The sequence below is a fragment of the Streptomyces sp. NPDC006134 genome (assembly GCF_040628835.1).
Taxonomy (GTDB): Bacteria; Actinomycetota; Actinomycetes; order Streptomycetales; family Streptomycetaceae; genus Streptomyces.
Genome location: NZ_JBEXTV010000026.1, coordinates 24460 through 39485, shown reverse-complemented (window position 1 = coordinate 39485; position 15026 = coordinate 24460). Strand labels below are relative to the sequence as shown.

Annotated in this window: 13 protein-coding genes and 1 pseudogene; 11 read left to right on the top strand and 3 right to left on the bottom strand. The window is 73.7% G+C overall.

The window, feature by feature from the left end; genetic code table 11:
- Positions 1–319 precede the first annotated feature (319 nt).
- The 9 genes and pseudogenes from ABZ340_RS18735 to ABZ340_RS18695 form a co-directional block, all read left to right on the top strand.
- Positions 320–472: pseudogene (locus tag ABZ340_RS18735) on the top strand (MerR family DNA-binding transcriptional regulator); the annotation flags it as partial.
- Positions 473–1295: 823 nt separating this feature from the next.
- Complete coding sequence (locus ABZ340_RS18730) at positions 1296–1472, top strand: hypothetical protein (protein ID WP_358782930.1); 177 nt, start codon at positions 1296–1298, stop codon at positions 1470–1472.
- A 259-nt stretch (positions 1473–1731) separates the two neighbouring features.
- Positions 1732–2604, top strand: coding sequence for a DUF2797 domain-containing protein (locus ABZ340_RS18725; RefSeq protein WP_358782869.1), 873 nt, complete (start codon positions 1732–1734; stop codon positions 2602–2604).
- Between the two features lie 207 nt (positions 2605–2811).
- Positions 2812–3549: a response regulator transcription factor gene (locus tag ABZ340_RS18720; protein WP_358782868.1), complete on the top strand. Its 738-nt coding sequence runs from the start codon at positions 2812–2814 to the stop codon at positions 3547–3549.
- Positions 3546–5411 carry an ATP-binding protein gene (locus tag ABZ340_RS18715; protein WP_358782867.1) on the top strand — a complete coding sequence of 622 codons (1866 nt, stop codon included), beginning with the start codon at positions 3546–3548 and terminating at the stop codon, positions 5409–5411. Before ABZ340_RS18720 ends, ABZ340_RS18715 begins: the two co-directional genes overlap by 4 nt.
- A gap of 13 nt (positions 5412–5424) precedes the next feature.
- Complete coding sequence (locus tag ABZ340_RS18710) at positions 5425–6723, top strand: glycosyltransferase (RefSeq protein ID WP_358782866.1); 1299 nt, start codon at positions 5425–5427, stop codon at positions 6721–6723.
- Positions 6720–8921: a glycosyltransferase family 39 protein gene (locus tag ABZ340_RS18705; protein ID WP_358782865.1), complete on the top strand. Its 2202-nt coding sequence runs from the start codon at positions 6720–6722 to the stop codon at positions 8919–8921. Before ABZ340_RS18710 ends, ABZ340_RS18705 begins: the two co-directional genes overlap by 4 nt.
- Positions 8922–9017: 96 nt before the next feature.
- Positions 9018–10583: an MFS transporter gene (locus ABZ340_RS18700; protein WP_358782864.1), complete on the top strand. Its 1566-nt coding sequence runs from the start codon at positions 9018–9020 to the stop codon at positions 10581–10583.
- Positions 10584–10688: 105 nt separating this feature from the next.
- Entirely contained in the window at positions 10689–11456 is a 768-nt protein-coding gene (locus ABZ340_RS18695; RefSeq protein ID WP_358782924.1) for a TetR/AcrR family transcriptional regulator, read from the top strand.
- A 75-nt stretch (positions 11457–11531) separates the two neighbouring features.
- On the opposite strand, the gene ABZ340_RS18690 is transcribed toward ABZ340_RS18695, so the two are convergent.
- Both ABZ340_RS18690 and ABZ340_RS18685 read right to left on the bottom strand, forming a co-directional pair.
- Positions 11532–12002 carry a PPOX class F420-dependent oxidoreductase gene (locus ABZ340_RS18690; protein WP_358782863.1) on the bottom strand — a complete coding sequence of 157 codons (471 nt, stop codon included), beginning with the start codon at positions 12000–12002 and terminating at the stop codon, positions 11532–11534.
- 49 nt (positions 12003–12051) lie between these two features.
- Complete coding sequence (locus ABZ340_RS18685; RefSeq protein ID WP_358782862.1) at positions 12052–12405, bottom strand: STAS domain-containing protein; 354 nt, start codon at positions 12403–12405, stop codon at positions 12052–12054.
- 211 nt (positions 12406–12616) lie between these two features.
- On the opposite strand from ABZ340_RS18685, the gene ABZ340_RS18680 reads away from it, so the two are divergent.
- Together ABZ340_RS18680 and ABZ340_RS18675 are read left to right on the top strand one after the other, a co-directional pair.
- Positions 12617–13387, top strand: a complete 771-nt coding sequence (locus ABZ340_RS18680) for a GAF and ANTAR domain-containing protein (RefSeq protein WP_358782861.1) — start codon at positions 12617–12619, stop codon at positions 13385–13387.
- An 18-nt stretch (positions 13388–13405) separates the two neighbouring features.
- Positions 13406–14116 carry a GAF and ANTAR domain-containing protein gene (locus tag ABZ340_RS18675; RefSeq protein WP_358782860.1) on the top strand — a complete coding sequence of 237 codons (711 nt, stop codon included), beginning with the start codon at positions 13406–13408 and terminating at the stop codon, positions 14114–14116.
- On the opposite strand, the gene ABZ340_RS18670 is transcribed toward ABZ340_RS18675, so the two are convergent.
- Entirely contained in the window at positions 14099–14920 is an 822-nt protein-coding gene (locus ABZ340_RS18670) for a YceI family protein (RefSeq protein WP_358782859.1), read from the bottom strand. The two genes, ABZ340_RS18675 and ABZ340_RS18670, sit on opposite strands and share 18 nt — an antisense overlap.
- Between the last annotated feature and the right edge of the window lie 106 nt (positions 14921–15026).

Sequence of the window (15026 nt, the reverse complement as noted above, 5' to 3'; positions counted from 1 at the left end):
GCTGTGCTTTTTCTGTGACTCATGTCATTCCGGTGTGGGTGGTTTCCGGGGGCGAGGACGGGGGCAGGGCCGGGATCAGGGCTGAAGGGCGGCGTTTGCCGGCGCCAGGGCCTATTCGTTGTCGGTCGGAGTGTGGGCGGGCGGAATGGAAATCGAGTCGGTTGGGGTCTTGCGCGTGGGGATTCTCGATGAATTTCGAGGGGTGCTGTCCGGGGGATTCCGCGTGCAGTGTTCCGTGCCGGAGCGAGGGGCGAGTTCGCTTGCGAGGGTGACGGCCGGTGTTGACCTTCGAGCCGCTTGAGACTCGACAATCGCCGGCATGGAAGACGGCGACACGCTGATGAGCATCGGTGCCTTCGCGCGCCGGGTGGGGCTGGCGCCGAGCGCGCTGCGGTTCTACGACGACTGCGGGGTGTTGCGGCCGGTCCGGGTGGACGGGGCCACCGGGTACCGCTACTACGCCCCGGACCAGGAGTCACGGGCCGTGCTCGTGCGGCGGATGCGGGAGGCCGGGATGCCGCTCACCGATGTCTGCGTGGTGCTCGGCGGGGGTGGTGAGCAGGCCCGCGCGGTACTGGAGGCGCATGCGCGGCGGGTGCGGGAGACGGCGGAGGTGACCCGGACGGTGATCGAGGAGATCTTGCGCGACGTGGTGGAGGGTACGAACGTGGAGGGTGCGGGCGGGTGGGGGCACGGTGCCCGGGTCAGGCTCGGGGGAGCGGAGCTGGCGGGCGCGGTGCGGCAGGTCGCGCCGGCGGTGGCGGTGCCTCCGGCGTGTGAGGAGTTTCCCGTACTGGGCTGTGTGCTCATCGAGCTCGACCGGCAGGAGGTGCGCCTGGTCGCCACGGACCGTTACCGCCTGTCGGTGCGCGCCTTTTGCGGCCCCTGTCCGCGGAAGAGGGAGCGGAGAGGGGTGCGGAGGGGGAGGTCTGCCGGGTGCTGGTCGGTGTCTCCGGTCTGCGGGACGCCGCGGCCTGGGCTCTGCGGCGGGCGGAGGTCGTCCTGGAGGCCGACCGGCGGGGGGCCCGGCTCCGCAGCGGGGACGGGACGGACGAGGTGTGGGAACTGCCGGTCGACGACGGGACGTTCCCGGAGTACCGGCTGGTCCTCGACGGGCTGCCGGCCGTCCGGCACCGGATCGTCACGGACCGGCCGGCGCTCTGCGCGGCCCTCGCCGAGATGGCGTCCGGCGGAGATCCGGTCGCCGTGCGTGCCGACGACGAGCGGCTCTTCCTCGTGCCGCGGGGGGGGGGGCGGCCCCCCGGGAGTTGCCGGCGATCTGTACGGGGGCGCCGGTGCCGTGTGTCGCCTTCGATCCGCGGGTTCTCCTCGCGGCGGTCGAGACGGGCGTGGGGCCCGATGCGCTGCTGGAGATCGCGGCGCCGGACCGGCCCGTCCTCGTGCGCTCCGCGGACCAGGGCAGTTTCAGCACCCTCGTCATGCCGGTCCGGGCCGACACCGTGGGCCGGTAACTGCCTCCGTCCGCATCCGTCCGCATCCGGCCACATCCGTTCGCGTCCGTCCTCCTCCGTCTGCGGGCGTTCGTGCCGTGGTGTCGGTCTGCTCCCGACGGGTTCGCCGGTCCCTCCGGTACCGGTCTGCCTCCGACGGGTTCGCCGGTCCCTCCGGTACCGGTCTGCCTCCGTCGGGCCCTCCGGTCCCTCCGGTGCCGCCGGGGTTCGGGTGGTGCGCGGAGGGTGTTGTCAGTGGCGGCGCCTACTCTCGGAGGAGATGGCACGGGCATGGACGTGTTCGGGGCTGCGATGGTCGGCGCGCGGTCCCGAGCTGGTGTGGGACGGTGGGCGGCGCACCGCGCTGACCTGGGGGAAGCGGGTTTCTTTCGGGGTCGCGGAAGGGGGTGTGCGGACGTGCGTGGGAGCGCGGGGGCACGCGTGTCCGCTGCGCGCGGCCGTGGCGGGGCGGAGCACGGGGGCGCGGTGCGCGGAGTGCGCGCGGCTGGACCGGGCGCACTCGGTGGCCGCCGACACGCTCGCGGACGATCCGCGGCCGTACCGCGTCTACCTGGCGTGGTTCGGGCCCGGTATGACCAAGGTCGGGATCACCGCCCTGGAGCGGGGGCCGGCCCGGCTGCTGGAGCAGGGGGCGATCTGCTTCGGCTGGCTGGGGCGCGGGCCCCTGATGGCCGCGCGGCGCACCGAGGAGCTGCTGCGGGCCGCGCTGCGGGTGCCGGACCGGATTCCCTACGGCGAGAAGCGGGCGGTGCGGTCCGTGCTGCCGGCGACGGCGGCGGAGCGCGCGGCCGAGCTCGCGGAGCTGCACGCGCGGGCGGTGGCGCTCGGCGGCCGGCCGGAGTCGCTCGCGTGGGAGCCGTTCGCGGCCGTGGACCACGTCGGCGTCTTCGGGCTCGCGGGCGTGCCGGCCGCGGTCGGTGAGGTGACCGAGCTGGTGGCGGGCGGCAGGGTCGGCGGTGAGCTGGTGGCGGCGGCCGGGCCGGACCTGCACCTGGCGACCCGGCGCGGGGTCGTCGTCCTCGACACGCGGCTGCTGGCCGGGTGGGAGCTCGTGCCCGCCACGGGGGAGTGGTCCGGCGTTCCCGTACGGGAGTTCAGGCAGGGGCAGGGGGTTCAGGACGGGCTCTTCTGACCGTCGGCGCCGGGATCGGCTCCTCGGTCTCCCGGTTCCGGGGACGCCGGCTCCTCGGTCTCCCGGTTCCGGGATCACCGGCTCCTCGGTCTCCCGGTTCCGGGGACGCCGGCTCCTCGGTCTCCCGGTTCCGGGGGCGCCGGTTTCTCAGAGAAATCACAGGTTGCCGAAAGAGCCTTCTCAGAGCGCCCCGACACCGTGGACGGCATGACCACGACCTCGCCCCAGGGGCGCACCGAACTGCTGAGGCCGGACGGGAGCCCCGTCCGGGTGCTGGTGGTGGACGACGAACTGTCGATCACCGAGCTGCTGTCCATGGCCCTGCGCTACGAGGGCTGGCAGATCCGCACGGCCGGGGACGGGCACGGCGCGCTCCGGACGGCGCGCGCGTTCCGGCCCGACGCGGTCGTGCTGGACATGATGCTGCCCGACATGGACGGGCTCTCCGTGCTCGGGCGGCTGCGCCGCGAACTGCCCGACGTGCCGGTGCTGTTCCTGACCGCCAAGGACGCCGTGGAGGACCGTATCGCCGGGCTGACCGCCGGCGGGGACGACTACGTCACCAAGCCGTTCAGCCTGGAGGAGGTCGTCGCCCGGCTGCGCGGGCTGATCCGCCGCTCCGGTGCCGCCGACCGCCGCGCCGACTCGGTGCTGGTCGTCGGCGATCTCACCCTCGACGAGGACAGCCACGAGGTCACCCGGGGCGGGGACAGCATCCACCTGACCGCCACCGAGTTCGAGCTGCTGCGCTTCCTGATGCGCAATCCGCGCCGGGTGCTCAGCAAGGCGCAGATCCTCGACCGGGTGTGGTCCTACGACTTCGGCGGCCAGGCCAACGTCGTCGAGCTGTACATCTCCTACCTGCGGCGGAAGATCGACGCCGGGCGGGAGCCGATGATCCACACCCGGCGCGGCGCCGGTTACCTGATCAAGCCCGCGGCGTGAGGACGGGGCGGCGGCCCTGGCGGCGGCGGGCGCGGGCGCCGCGGGCGCCGCGGGCACCGCGTACGTTGCGGACGCGGCTGGTCGTCGTGTCGGTGGTGCTGATCGCCGTGGTCTGCGCGGTGATCGGCACCGTGACCACGCTGGCGCTGCGCTCGCACCTGTACGAGCAGCTGGACGGGCAGCTGAGGGAGGTGGCGGCGCGGGCGTCCGGGAAGTTCGGCCCGCCCGGCGCCCCGCAGGGCGGCGCCGTTCCGCCCGGGCGGCGGGCCGAGCGGATCGATCTCACCGACTTCGTCACCAAGGGCCCGCAGCCCAGCGGCACCCTCGTGGCCCGGATCGAGGACGGCACCGTCACCGAGGCCGAGGTCGGGAAGAAGTCCACCGTGGACCTGCAGATCGACGCCGAGGCGCTCACCGGGGAGCAGACCGAGGCGCTGACCGCCGTCGCCCGGGACGGCCGCCCGCACGCCGTGGACCTGCCGGGGCTGGGCGGATACCTCGTCCGGTACGCGTACGGCGTCGACGGCGACTTCTACGTGGCCATCCCGACCGCCCAGGTCGACGGCACCCTCAGCACGCTCCTCCTCATCGAGGCCAGTGTCACCGCCGCCGGTCTCGTCGCCGCCTCCCTCGCCGGCACCGTCATCGTCGGCGTCGCCACCCGGCCCCTGCGCCGGGTCGCCGACACCGCCACCCGCGTGGCCGAACTCCCCCTGCACACAGGGGAGGTGAACCTCGACGAGCGTGTCCCGGAGTCCGAGTGCGACCCGCACACCGAGGTCGGCCGGGTCGGCGCCGCGCTCAACCGGATGCTGGACCACGTGCACGGCGCGCTCCACGCCCGCCAGCGCAGCGAGACGCGGGTACGGCAGTTCGTCGCGGACGCCGGCCACGAGCTGCGTACGCCCCTGGCCTCCATCCGCGGGTACGCCGAACTGACCCGGCGCGGCGGGGAAGAGGTCGGTCCCGACACCCGGCACGCCCTGGGCCGGATCGAGTCCGAGGCCGCGCGGATGAGCCTCCTCGTCGAGGACCTGCTGCTGCTCGCCCGCCTGGACGCCGGGCGGCCCCTGCGGTTCGAGCGGACCGACCTCGTACCGCTGGTCGTGGACACCGTCAGCGACGCCCGCGCGGCCGGCCCGGGCCACATCTGGCGGCTCGACCTGCCCGACGAACCGGCGCCCGCGTCGGCCGACCCGGCCCGGCTCCAGCAGGTCCTGGTCAACCTGCTGGCCAACGCCCGCACCCACACCCCGCCCGGGACGACCGTCACCGCGCGCGTGCGCCACCGCGGCGCGTGGCTGTGCGTGGACGTCGAGGACGACGGTCCGGGCATCCCGCCCGCGCTGCTCCCGCACGTCTTCGAACGGTTCGCGCGGGGCGACTCGGCGCGCAGCCGCGCCACCGGCTCGACCGGTCTGGGCCTGGCGATCGTGCGGGCCGTGACGGCCGCGCACGGTGGTGCCGTGACCGTGGACAGCGTGCCCGGGAGGACGGTGTTCACCGTGCGCCTCCCGGCCCTCCCGGCAGACTCACCGGCTCACTTGGCAGACTCCCCGGCCCTCCCGGCAGACTCCCCGGCTCACTTGGCAGACTCCCCGGCCCTCCCGGCAGACCTTCCGGCTCCCACGGCGCATCCTCCGGCCTTCGCGTCACACCCCCTGGCCTCCACGGCGTATCGCCCGGCCTTCGCGTCACACCCCTTGGACCCCACGGTGCATCGCCCGGCCTTCGCGTCACACCCCTTGGACCCCACGGAGCATCACCCGGCCTCCGCGTCACACCGTCCGGCTCCCACGGCGCGCCAGGACGGCTCACAGGCGCACCACAGCCTCACCACACGGGCGCGACAGGGGAGGTGAGGAGAGTCGGTCCATGCGAACCGACTCTTCTCCCGGCACCCTGCCGGCGCGGGAGCACCTCCCGGCCGCGGCAGCCGGCACGCCTGTCCTGGACGTAGTGATCCCCGTCTACAACGAGGAGAAGGACCTCGGGCCGTGCGTGAGCAGGCTGCACGAGCATCTCGTGCGCACCTTCCCGTACGGGTTCCGCATCACGATCGCCGACAACGCCTCCACGGACTCCACGCCGCAGGTGGCGGCGCGGCTGGCGGAGCGGATCGACCGGGTGCGGTCGGTGCGGCTGGAGCAGAAGGGCCGCGGCCGGGCCCTGCGCACCGTCTGGTCGGCCTCGGACGCCCCGGTCCTCGCCTACATGGACGTCGACCTGTCCACCGACCTCAACGCCCTGCTGCCGCTGGTCGCCCCGCTGATCTCCGGCCACTCCGACCTCGCGATCGGCTCCCGGCTGGCCCGCAGCGCGCGGGTGGTGCGCGGCGCCAGGCGGGAGTTCGTCTCCCGCACCTACAACCTCATCCTGCGCGGCTCGCTCCAGGCCCGTTTCTCCGACGCCCAGTGCGGTTTCAAGGCGATACGCCGGGACGTGGCGCAGGTGCTGCTGCCGCTGGTGGAGGACACCGGCTGGTTCTTCGACACGGAGCTGCTGGTGCTCGCCGAGCGGGCGGGGCTCAGGATCCACGAGGTGCCGGTCGACTGGGTCGACGACCCCGACTCGACCGTGCACATCGTGCAGACGGCCACCGAGGACCTCAAGGGCGTGTGGCGGATCGGCAAGGCCCTGGCCACCGGCGCGCTGCCGCTGGACCGGCTGGCCCGGCCCTTCGGTGACGACCCGCGCGACCGGGAGATCGAGGACGTACCCGGCGGCCTGGCCCGGCAGCTCGTCGGCTTCTGCGTCGTCGGCGCCCTGTCCACCCTCTTCTACCTCCTGCTCTACAGCGGCTTCCGCCTGGCCGTCGGCGCGCAGGCCGCCAACGCGCTCGCCCTGCTGGTCTCCGCGGTCGCCAACACCGCCGCCAACCGGCGGCTGACCTTCGGGGTGCGCGGCCGGGGCGGCGTCGTACGGCACCAGGCGCAGGGGCTGGTGGTCTTCGCCATCGGCCTGGTCCTGACCAGCGGCTCGCTCGCCGCGCTGGACGCGGCGTCGGCCGAGCCCGCGCACTCCACCGAACTGGCGGTGCTGATCGCCGCCAACCTCGCGGCCACCGTGCTGCGCTTCCTGCTCTTCCGGGCGTGGGTGTTCCCGCAGACACCGCCCGCCCCGCACCAGCCGAACCGGTTCCACGCCGACGCCGACCCCAGGGACGCACGATGACCCCACACCACGCCCCGACGGCCCTGCCGGGGGATGCCCCGCCCACCCCCTCGGCCCCGCCGCCGGAGGCCGGACGGCCGTCCCCGCCGCGGCGGCTGTGGCGCGGCCGGCCGGAGGACCCCCGCTGGGCGCGCCCGGCCTTCCTCGCCCTGCTGCTGGCCACCGGCCTGCTCTACCTGTACGGCCTGAGCGCCTCCGGGTACGCCAACTCCTTCTACTCGGCGGCCGTGCAGGCGGGCAGCCGGTCCTGGAAGGCGTTCTTCTTCGGCTCGCTGGACGCGTCCAACGCCATCACCGTCGACAAGCCCCCGGCCGCGTTGTGGCCGATGGCGCTGTCGGTGCGGGCGTTCGGGCTGAACGCGTGGGCCATCCTCGCCCCCCAGGTGCTGATGGGCGTCGGCACGGTGGCGGTCGTGTACGCCGCCGTGCGGCGCCGGTCCGGCCCCGGCGCGGGGCTGCTCGCGGGCGCGGTGCTGGCGCTGACGCCGGTGGCGGCGCTGATGTTCCGGTTCAACAACCCGGACGCGCTGCTGGCGCTGCTGATGTCCGTCGCCTGCCACCTGGTCGTGCGGGCCCTGGAGGACGGCCGCACCAAGTGGCTGGTGTGGGCCGGGGCCGCGATCGGCTTCGCGTTCCTCGCCAAGACGCTCCAGGCGTTCCTGATCCTGCCGGCCCTCGCCCTCGTCTACGGGGTGTGCGCCCCGGTGCGGCTGCGCAAGCGGCTGGCCCAGCTGGCACTGGCGACCGTGGCGCTGGTGGTCTCCGGCGGCTGGTGGGTCGCGATCGTCGAGCTGTGGCCCGCCTCCTCCCGCCCGTACATCGGCGGCTCGCAGCACAACAGCTTCCTGGAGCTGACCTTCGGCTACAACGGCCTGGGCCGGCTGAACGGCGAGGAGACCGGCAGCGTCGGCGGCGGTGGCGGCCCGGGCGGCGGTGCGGGCGGCGGCCAGTGGGGGGAGACCGGCTGGGACCGGATGTTCAACGCCGAGATCGGCGGCCAGATCAGCTGGCTGCTGCCGGCGGCGCTGGTCCTGCTCGTCGCGGGCCTGGTCCTCACCAGGACGTCCGGCCGGACCGACCCGGTGCGCGGCGCGTTCCTGGTGTGGGGCGGTTCGCTGCTGACGACCATGGCCGTCTTCAGCTACATGGCGGGCATCTTCCACCAGTACTACACGGTGGCCCTCGCCCCCTACCTGGCGGCCGTCGTCGGCATGGGCGCGGCGGCCCTGTGGGAGCGGCGCGGCTCGACGGGGGCGTCGCTCACCCTCGCCGCCGCCCTCACCGCGACCGCGGCCTGGGGATACGTCCTGCTCGACCGCACGCCCGGCTATCTGCCGTGGCTGAGGTGGCTGGTCCTCGTCGGCGGCCTGGCCGGCGCCCTGGGGCTGGTCTTCGCGGGGCGGCTGGGACGCCGGGCGGCGCTCGCCGTGGCGGGGCTCGGCCTGGTGGCCGCGCTGGCCGGGCCGACGGCGTACACCGTCAGCACGGTCCAGGTGGGCCACAGCGGCTCCATCGTGACGGCGGGTCCGGCGGGCGCGAGCATGCGGGGCGGCGGCCCGGGCGGCGCGCCGGGCGCAGGCCGTGAGGGCGGTCCGATGGGCGGTCCGACAGGTGGCCCCGGGGGCGGCGGCTTCCCCGGCGGGGGGATGCCGGGACAAGGCCAGGGACAGGGACAGGGCGGCGGCAACGGGCAAGGCCAGGGACAGGGCCGGCCTGGCAACGGACTGCCTGGCAACGGACTGCCTGGCAACGGACTCCCGGGCGGCGGCCCGGCCGGCGAGGGCGGCCGGGCGGGCGGCGGCGCCGGAGGCGGCGGTATGGGCGGCCTGCTCAACGGCGCCCAGGTCGGATCCGAGGCCGAGAAGCTGCTGAAGGCCGACGCCGACCGGTACACCTGGGCCGCGGCGGCCGTCGGCTCGCAGAACGCCGCGAGCTACCAGCTGGCGACCGGCGAGCCGGTCATGGCGATCGGCGGCTTCAACGGCACCGATCCCTCGCCGACCCTGGCCCAGTTCAAGGAGTACGTGGCGGACGGCAGGATCCACTACTTCATCGCGGGCGGCGGCATGGGCGGCGGCCCGGGCGGCGGCTCGGGCAGCTCCGCGCAGATCACCTCCTGGGTGGAGGACAACTTCGAGAAGGTGACGGCCGGTTCGGCCACCTTCTACGACCTCACCCGGCCCGTGAACGACAGCTGACGGCTCCGTGCGCCGGGAGGGGGCGGCGGCTCCGGTCGCCGCCCCCTCCCGTAATTCTCTTGTACGTCGTATGGGAACTGTTCTACGGTGTATGGCATGACGACGTCTCCCCAGGAACAGGAGGGCCGGGGACCGGCCCGGGAACCGGCTCAGGGGCCGGCCCGGGAAGAGCCCGGCCACACGCCACAGCCCCAGCCGCAGGGCCACCCGCAGCGCTGGCTGATCCTCGGTGTCCTCTCCCTCGCCCTGCTCACCGTGGTGATCGACAACACCGTCCTGAACGTCGCCATCCCCTCGCTCACCCGCGAGATGGACGCGGCGACCTCCGACATCCAGTGGATGATCAACGCCTACTCGCTGGTGCAGTCCGGCCTGCTGCTCACCGCGGGCAACGCCGCCGACCGCTACGGCCGCAAGAAGATGCTGTTCGCGGGCCTGGCCCTGTTCGGCCTCGGTTCGCTGGTGGCCGGGCTGGCCCAGTCCACCGGCCAGCTGATCGCGGCCCGGGCCGGCATGGGCATCGGCGGGGCGCTGCTGATGACCACCACTCTCGCCGTGGCGATGCAGATATTCACGCCCGAGGAACAGCCCAAGGCCATCGGCATCTGGGCCGCCGTCAACTCCCTGGGCTTCGCGGCGGGCCCGCTGCTCGGCGGCTTCCTGCTGAACCACTTCTGGTGGGGCGCGATCTTCCTGATCAACCTGCCGGTGGCGGCGCTGGGCCTGATCGCCGTGGTCGCCCTGGTCCCCGAGTCCAAGAACCCCCAGGGCGACCGCCCCGACCTGCTGGGCGCCCTGCTCTCCACGATCGGCATGGCGTCCCTCGTCTTCGCGATCATCTCCGGCCCGGAGCACGGCTGGTCGTCGGCGCGGGTCCTGGTCCCGGCGGCCGTGGCGGCCGCGGCCCTCGGTGTCTTCGCGTACTGGGAGAGCCGTATCCCGTACCCGATGCTGGACATGCACTTCTTCCGCAACCGCCGGTTCACGGGCGCGGTCTCCGGCGCGGTGCTCATCACGTTCGGCATGACCGGCGCCATGTACCTGCTGACCCAGCACCTCCAGTTCGTCCTCGGCTACGACGCACTGGAGGCCGGCCTGCGGACCTCGCCGCTGGCGCTCACCTTCGTCGTGCTGAACTTCACGGGGCTCTCGGCGAAGTGGACGGCCAAGCTGGGCCTGCCCGTCTCCATCGCCCTGGGCATGGCGCTGACGGCGGCCGGCCTGGCGGCGATCGCCCTGCTGGCCTCCGGCGGCTACGGCGGCACGCTGCTGGGGCTGCTGCTCATCGGCGTGGGGTGCGCGATCGCCAGCCCCGCCATGGCGCACGCCATCATGAGCTCCATCCCGCCGGAGAAGGCGGGGGTGGGGGCCGGGATCAACGGCACGCTCGCCGAGTTCGGCAACGGGCTGGGCGTCGCGGTGCTGGGCGCGGTGCTCAACGCGCGGTTCGCGGCGCTGGTCCCGGTGACGGCCAGTTCGCTGCCCGCGGCGCTGGCCTCGGCGGACTCGGCGGCGGAGCGGGAGCGGATCACCGACGCGTTCTCCTCCGGCCTGGAGAGCAGCCAGCTGGTGGGGGCGGTGGCCGTGCTGCTCGGCGGGCTGGTCGCGGCGGTGCTGCTGCGCCGGGCGGAGCGGACGGTGCCCGCATCCCCCTCGCCCTGATGATCGAGGACCCGGTCCGCTGGGTAGGCGTGCGGGGCGGGGCGCACTCCTCGCGTAGGCGGGGCGCCTAGCATGACCGGCATCGAAAAAGGCGAGGAAGGTGCCATGGCGGAGGCGGCCGAGCAGACCAAGCGGGCGGTGCGGACCAGTGTCTGGCTGTCGGGGAAGGCCCGTCGCGGCGGGCGCGGCGGCGGGCAGCCGTCGGGACTGGACCGGGACCGGATCGTCGCCGCCACCGTGCGGCTGCTGGACTCCGAGGGCCTGGCCGGGTTCTCCATGCGCCGCCTGGCCGCCGATCTGAACGTCACGGCGATGTCCGTCTACTGGTACGTCGACACCAAGGACGACCTGCTGGAACTCGCCCTGGACGCGGTGATGGGCGAGTTCCGGCTGCCCGACCCGGACGCCGACGAGGACTGGCGCGACCAGCTGCGCGCCCTGGCGCGGGAGTACCGTGGGCTGCTGGTGCGCCACCCCTGGGTGTCACCGCTGGCCGGGGTCTACCTCAACATCGGCCCGAACTACCTCGCCTTCTCCCGCACCGTGCAGCGCGTGATGCGCAGGACCGGCATCCCCGAGAGCCGCCTGACGAGCGCGATCGCGGCCGTCTTCCAGTTCGTGTACGGCTACGGCACGCTGGAGGGCCACTTCCTCGCCGGTGCCGCGGCCACCGGAATGGGCCCGGACGACTACTTCCGGCAGGCCATGAGCACGGTGACCGGTGTCCAGCGGGCGGCCGAGGTCATCGAGGAGTCCAAGAAGATCATGGCGGCGCGCGGCGGCGAGACGGTGGCGGAGATGATGGAGCGCGACTTCGCGTACGCGCTGGACCTGCTGATCGCGGGCATCGAGGCGATGGTCGCCCGCGGCTGAGCACCGGCATGACCGCCGTACCGGCATGAGCGGCATGACCGCCGCACCGCCTTATCGGCATGACCGCCGTACCGGCTACTCCCCGTCCACCAGCCGCGCCGGAAAGCCCCCCGTCGCCACCGGACCCCAGCGCTCCGGCGTGATCCGGATGATCGACTTGCCCTGCCGGACCATGGCCTGCCGGTACTCGTCCCAGTCCGGGTGCTCGCCGGCGATGTTCCGGTAGTACTCCACGAGCGGCTCCACCGAGTCGGGCGCGTCGATCACCTCCGCCGTCCCGTCGATCTGCACCCAGGGGCCGTTCCAGTCGTCGCTGAGCACGATGACGCAGACCCTGGGGTCCCGCTTGGCGTTCCGGGTCTTGGCCCGTTCCGGGTACGTGGAGACCACGATCCGGCCCGAGTCGTCGACGCCGCAGGTCAGCGGTGATCCCTGCGGGCCGCCGTCGGCCCGCCGGGTCAGCAGGATCGCGCGGTGCCGGGGCCGCACGAAGTCCAGCAGCTCGTCCAGGGAGACACGGGTGTTGGTCGCGATGTTCGGTGCCATGGGATCAGCGTAGGCCGCGGACGCACCGGGGCACCGGAGCGCCGGGAGGCTAGGGCCGCAACGCCTCCGCCAGGTTGTCGTACACGGGCACGTCGCGGCGCAGGCCGGTCAGCTCCAGGACGCGGCTGGCCACGCCGCCCGGCTGCGCCACGACCCGGACCCGGGCGCGGGGGTGCAGCCGCAGGCGTACGTCGTTGACGAGGCGGACGCCCTGGGAGTCCATGAACCGGGTCCCGGTGAGGTCCAGGACGAGGAGCCGCAGCCGGCGGCGGTGGGGGCCGACCGCGGACAGGACGAGGTCCAGCACCTCGTCGGCGTTGCAGAAGTCGATCTCGGCGGGCAGGGCGAGCAGGGTGCAGCCGGGCGGGGGGCACGGCTCACACGGGTTCGGGAGGAAGGTCACGGAGACTCACCTGACAGACGTGCGTCCGGATTCCGGATAGGCCGCTTCCTGACCCATCCGCCATTCCATCACGGGTGCGGCGCGTGCGGAAGGCGGACCGTCGGCCGGGCGTCACTCCGGCGCAACCGAGCAGCTAGAGTGCTGTCCGTCCTGTGCTCGCAGTCGGGAATGTGCTGCGGAGCTCTCCTGCGCACGGCCTCATCCGCCGTGCATGCCGAAGAGGTTCGTGGTGACTGCGTCTGAATTTGGTGATTTGCCCCGTCTTCCCGAAGGTTCCGGTGGCGTCGAGCTGGCCGAGGCTCTGACGGCGGCGGCCCGGCACCTGCACGAGACGACCACCCCGCACAGCACCCTGCGTACCGCCGTCCGCCTGGCCGTGCGCTTCATGCCCGGCGCCGAGCACGCCGGCATCTCGGTGATCGAGCGCGGCAGCCGCCCGCACAGCGGCCAGCGCCGCGCCCTCGCCTGGACCGACGAGGTCGTACGGTCCGCCGAGTCCCGGCACGGCGGCCGGGAGCCGCTCTCGCACTGGGAGCGCCTGTGGACCACGCCGGTGGCGCGGATAGAGGACAGCGAGGCCGACGACGGCACCGGCGGTCTGTCCGCCCTCGGCCTGCGGTCGGCCCTGTCGCTGCGGCTGCGCGCCGACCGCCGCAGCCTGACCGTGCTGACGGCCTACGCCAGCAAGCCGCGGGTCTTCGACGAGAACGCCACCCGCATCGGCCGGCTGTTCACCGCGCACGTCGGCATCGCCCTGGACTCGGCGACCGTGCGTGCGCAGCTCACCGAGGCCATGCGCACCCGCGACCTGATCGGCCAGGCCACCGGCATCCTCATGGAGCGGCAGGACATCGACGCGGCGAGCGCCTTCGAGAGCCTGGTGAAGGCGTCCCAGCGGGAGAACGTGAAACTGCGCGACCTCGCCCGCCGCATCGTCGACGCGCACGACGCCACGGCCGGGCGAGGCGTCAACGAGCGTTGAGGGGATACACGTACGGTCATGAGACCCGAGACCCCCGAGACCTCGGAAACGCTCGATCAGGCGATGGCGCGCAGCCAGGGCCTCGACACCCTGCTGCGCGACCTGACCGACCGCGCGGTGCGGGAGGTCCCCGGCGCGGCCGCGTGCAGCCTCACCGTGCGTCGCGCCGACCGGCTGATGACCCTGGCCGGCAGCTCGGGCCTGCCCCGCGGCCTGGACCTGCGCCAGTACGAGAACGGCTCGGGCCCCTGCGTGGACGCCGCCGCGACGGGGAACCCCCAGTACGCCGCCGATCTGGCGGTGGAGACCCGCTGGCCGCCCTACACGGCGTACGCGCTCGCCGCCGGCGTCCGCTGTGTGCTGGCGCTGCCGCTCGCCGTGGAGGGCGAGACGGGCGCCGCGATCAACTTCTACGGCGTCGAGCCCGGTGCGCTGGGCGAGGGGATCGACGCGGCGCGGGTCTTCGCGGAGCGGGCCGCGGACGCCGTCGTCACCGCCCTGCGCATCGAACGGCAGCGGCAGTCCGCCGCCGACGTGCGCACCGCCCTGCTCTCCCGCAGCGTCATCGACCAGGCCGTCGGCATCCTCATGGCCCGCGAGCGGGTCGACGCCCGGATCGCGCTGGAGCGCCTGCGCCGGATCTCGCAGGACTCCAACGTCAAACTGCGCGACCTGTGCAGCGACCTGGTGGCCAGGACGGCCCGCGCCGGTTCAGACGGCCGGCAGTGACTCGCCCTGCACGGCCTGGATGTCCAGCTCCACCCTGAGCGTGGTGCCGATGGCGGCGATGCCGGCCTGGAGGACCTGGTTGTAGTTCATGGCGAAGTCCTCGCGGCGCAGCTCCGTCGTCGCGCGGAACGCCGCCCGGGTGCCGCCCCACGGGTCGGCGCCGGTGCCCAGGTAGGCCAGGTCCAGGTCGACCGGCCGGACCACGCCGTGCAGGCCGAGCTCGCCGTGGACGGTCCAGCGGTCGGTGCCGGCCTGCGTCACGCCGGTGGAGCGGTAGGTGATCTCCGGGAACCGCTCGACGTCCAGGAAGTCCGCGGCCCTCAGGTGGGCGTCGCGCATGCCGTTGCCGGTGTCGATGGACGCCGCCTTGATCACCGCCTCCACGCGGGACTTGGTGACGTCGTCCGGGGCGATCTCGATGGTGCCGGAGAAGTCCGTGAACCGGCCGTGCACGCTGGAGATCCCCAGGTGCTGGGCGACCGCGGCGACGCTGGAGTGCGCCGGGTCGATGGTCCACGGACCGGGCGGCGGCAGCTCGGTGCCGCCCTGCCGGGCCAGCGTCACGGTGCCGACCTCGGCCCGCCCGCTCGCGGTGACGATCGCGCTGGACGCGGCGGGCGCGTAGCCGACGGCCGTGACGATGACGGTGTACGCGCCCGGCGCCAGCGGCGTGGTGTCCCGCACGGCGCCCTCGGCGTCGGCCTCGGCGCGCAGCACCTGGGCGCCGGTCATGTCGGTCACCGTGACGACCGCGTGCGACACGGCCCATCCGTCCCTGGTACGGATCCTCGCGGTCAGTCCCATCCCGTTCTCTCCCTGAGTCCCTGAATTCCTGAAAAAGCGTTACAAAAGGGTCATTATGGGTCCGGCCCGCGGCGGGCACGCCTCCGCTCAGGGCGTGCCCGCCACG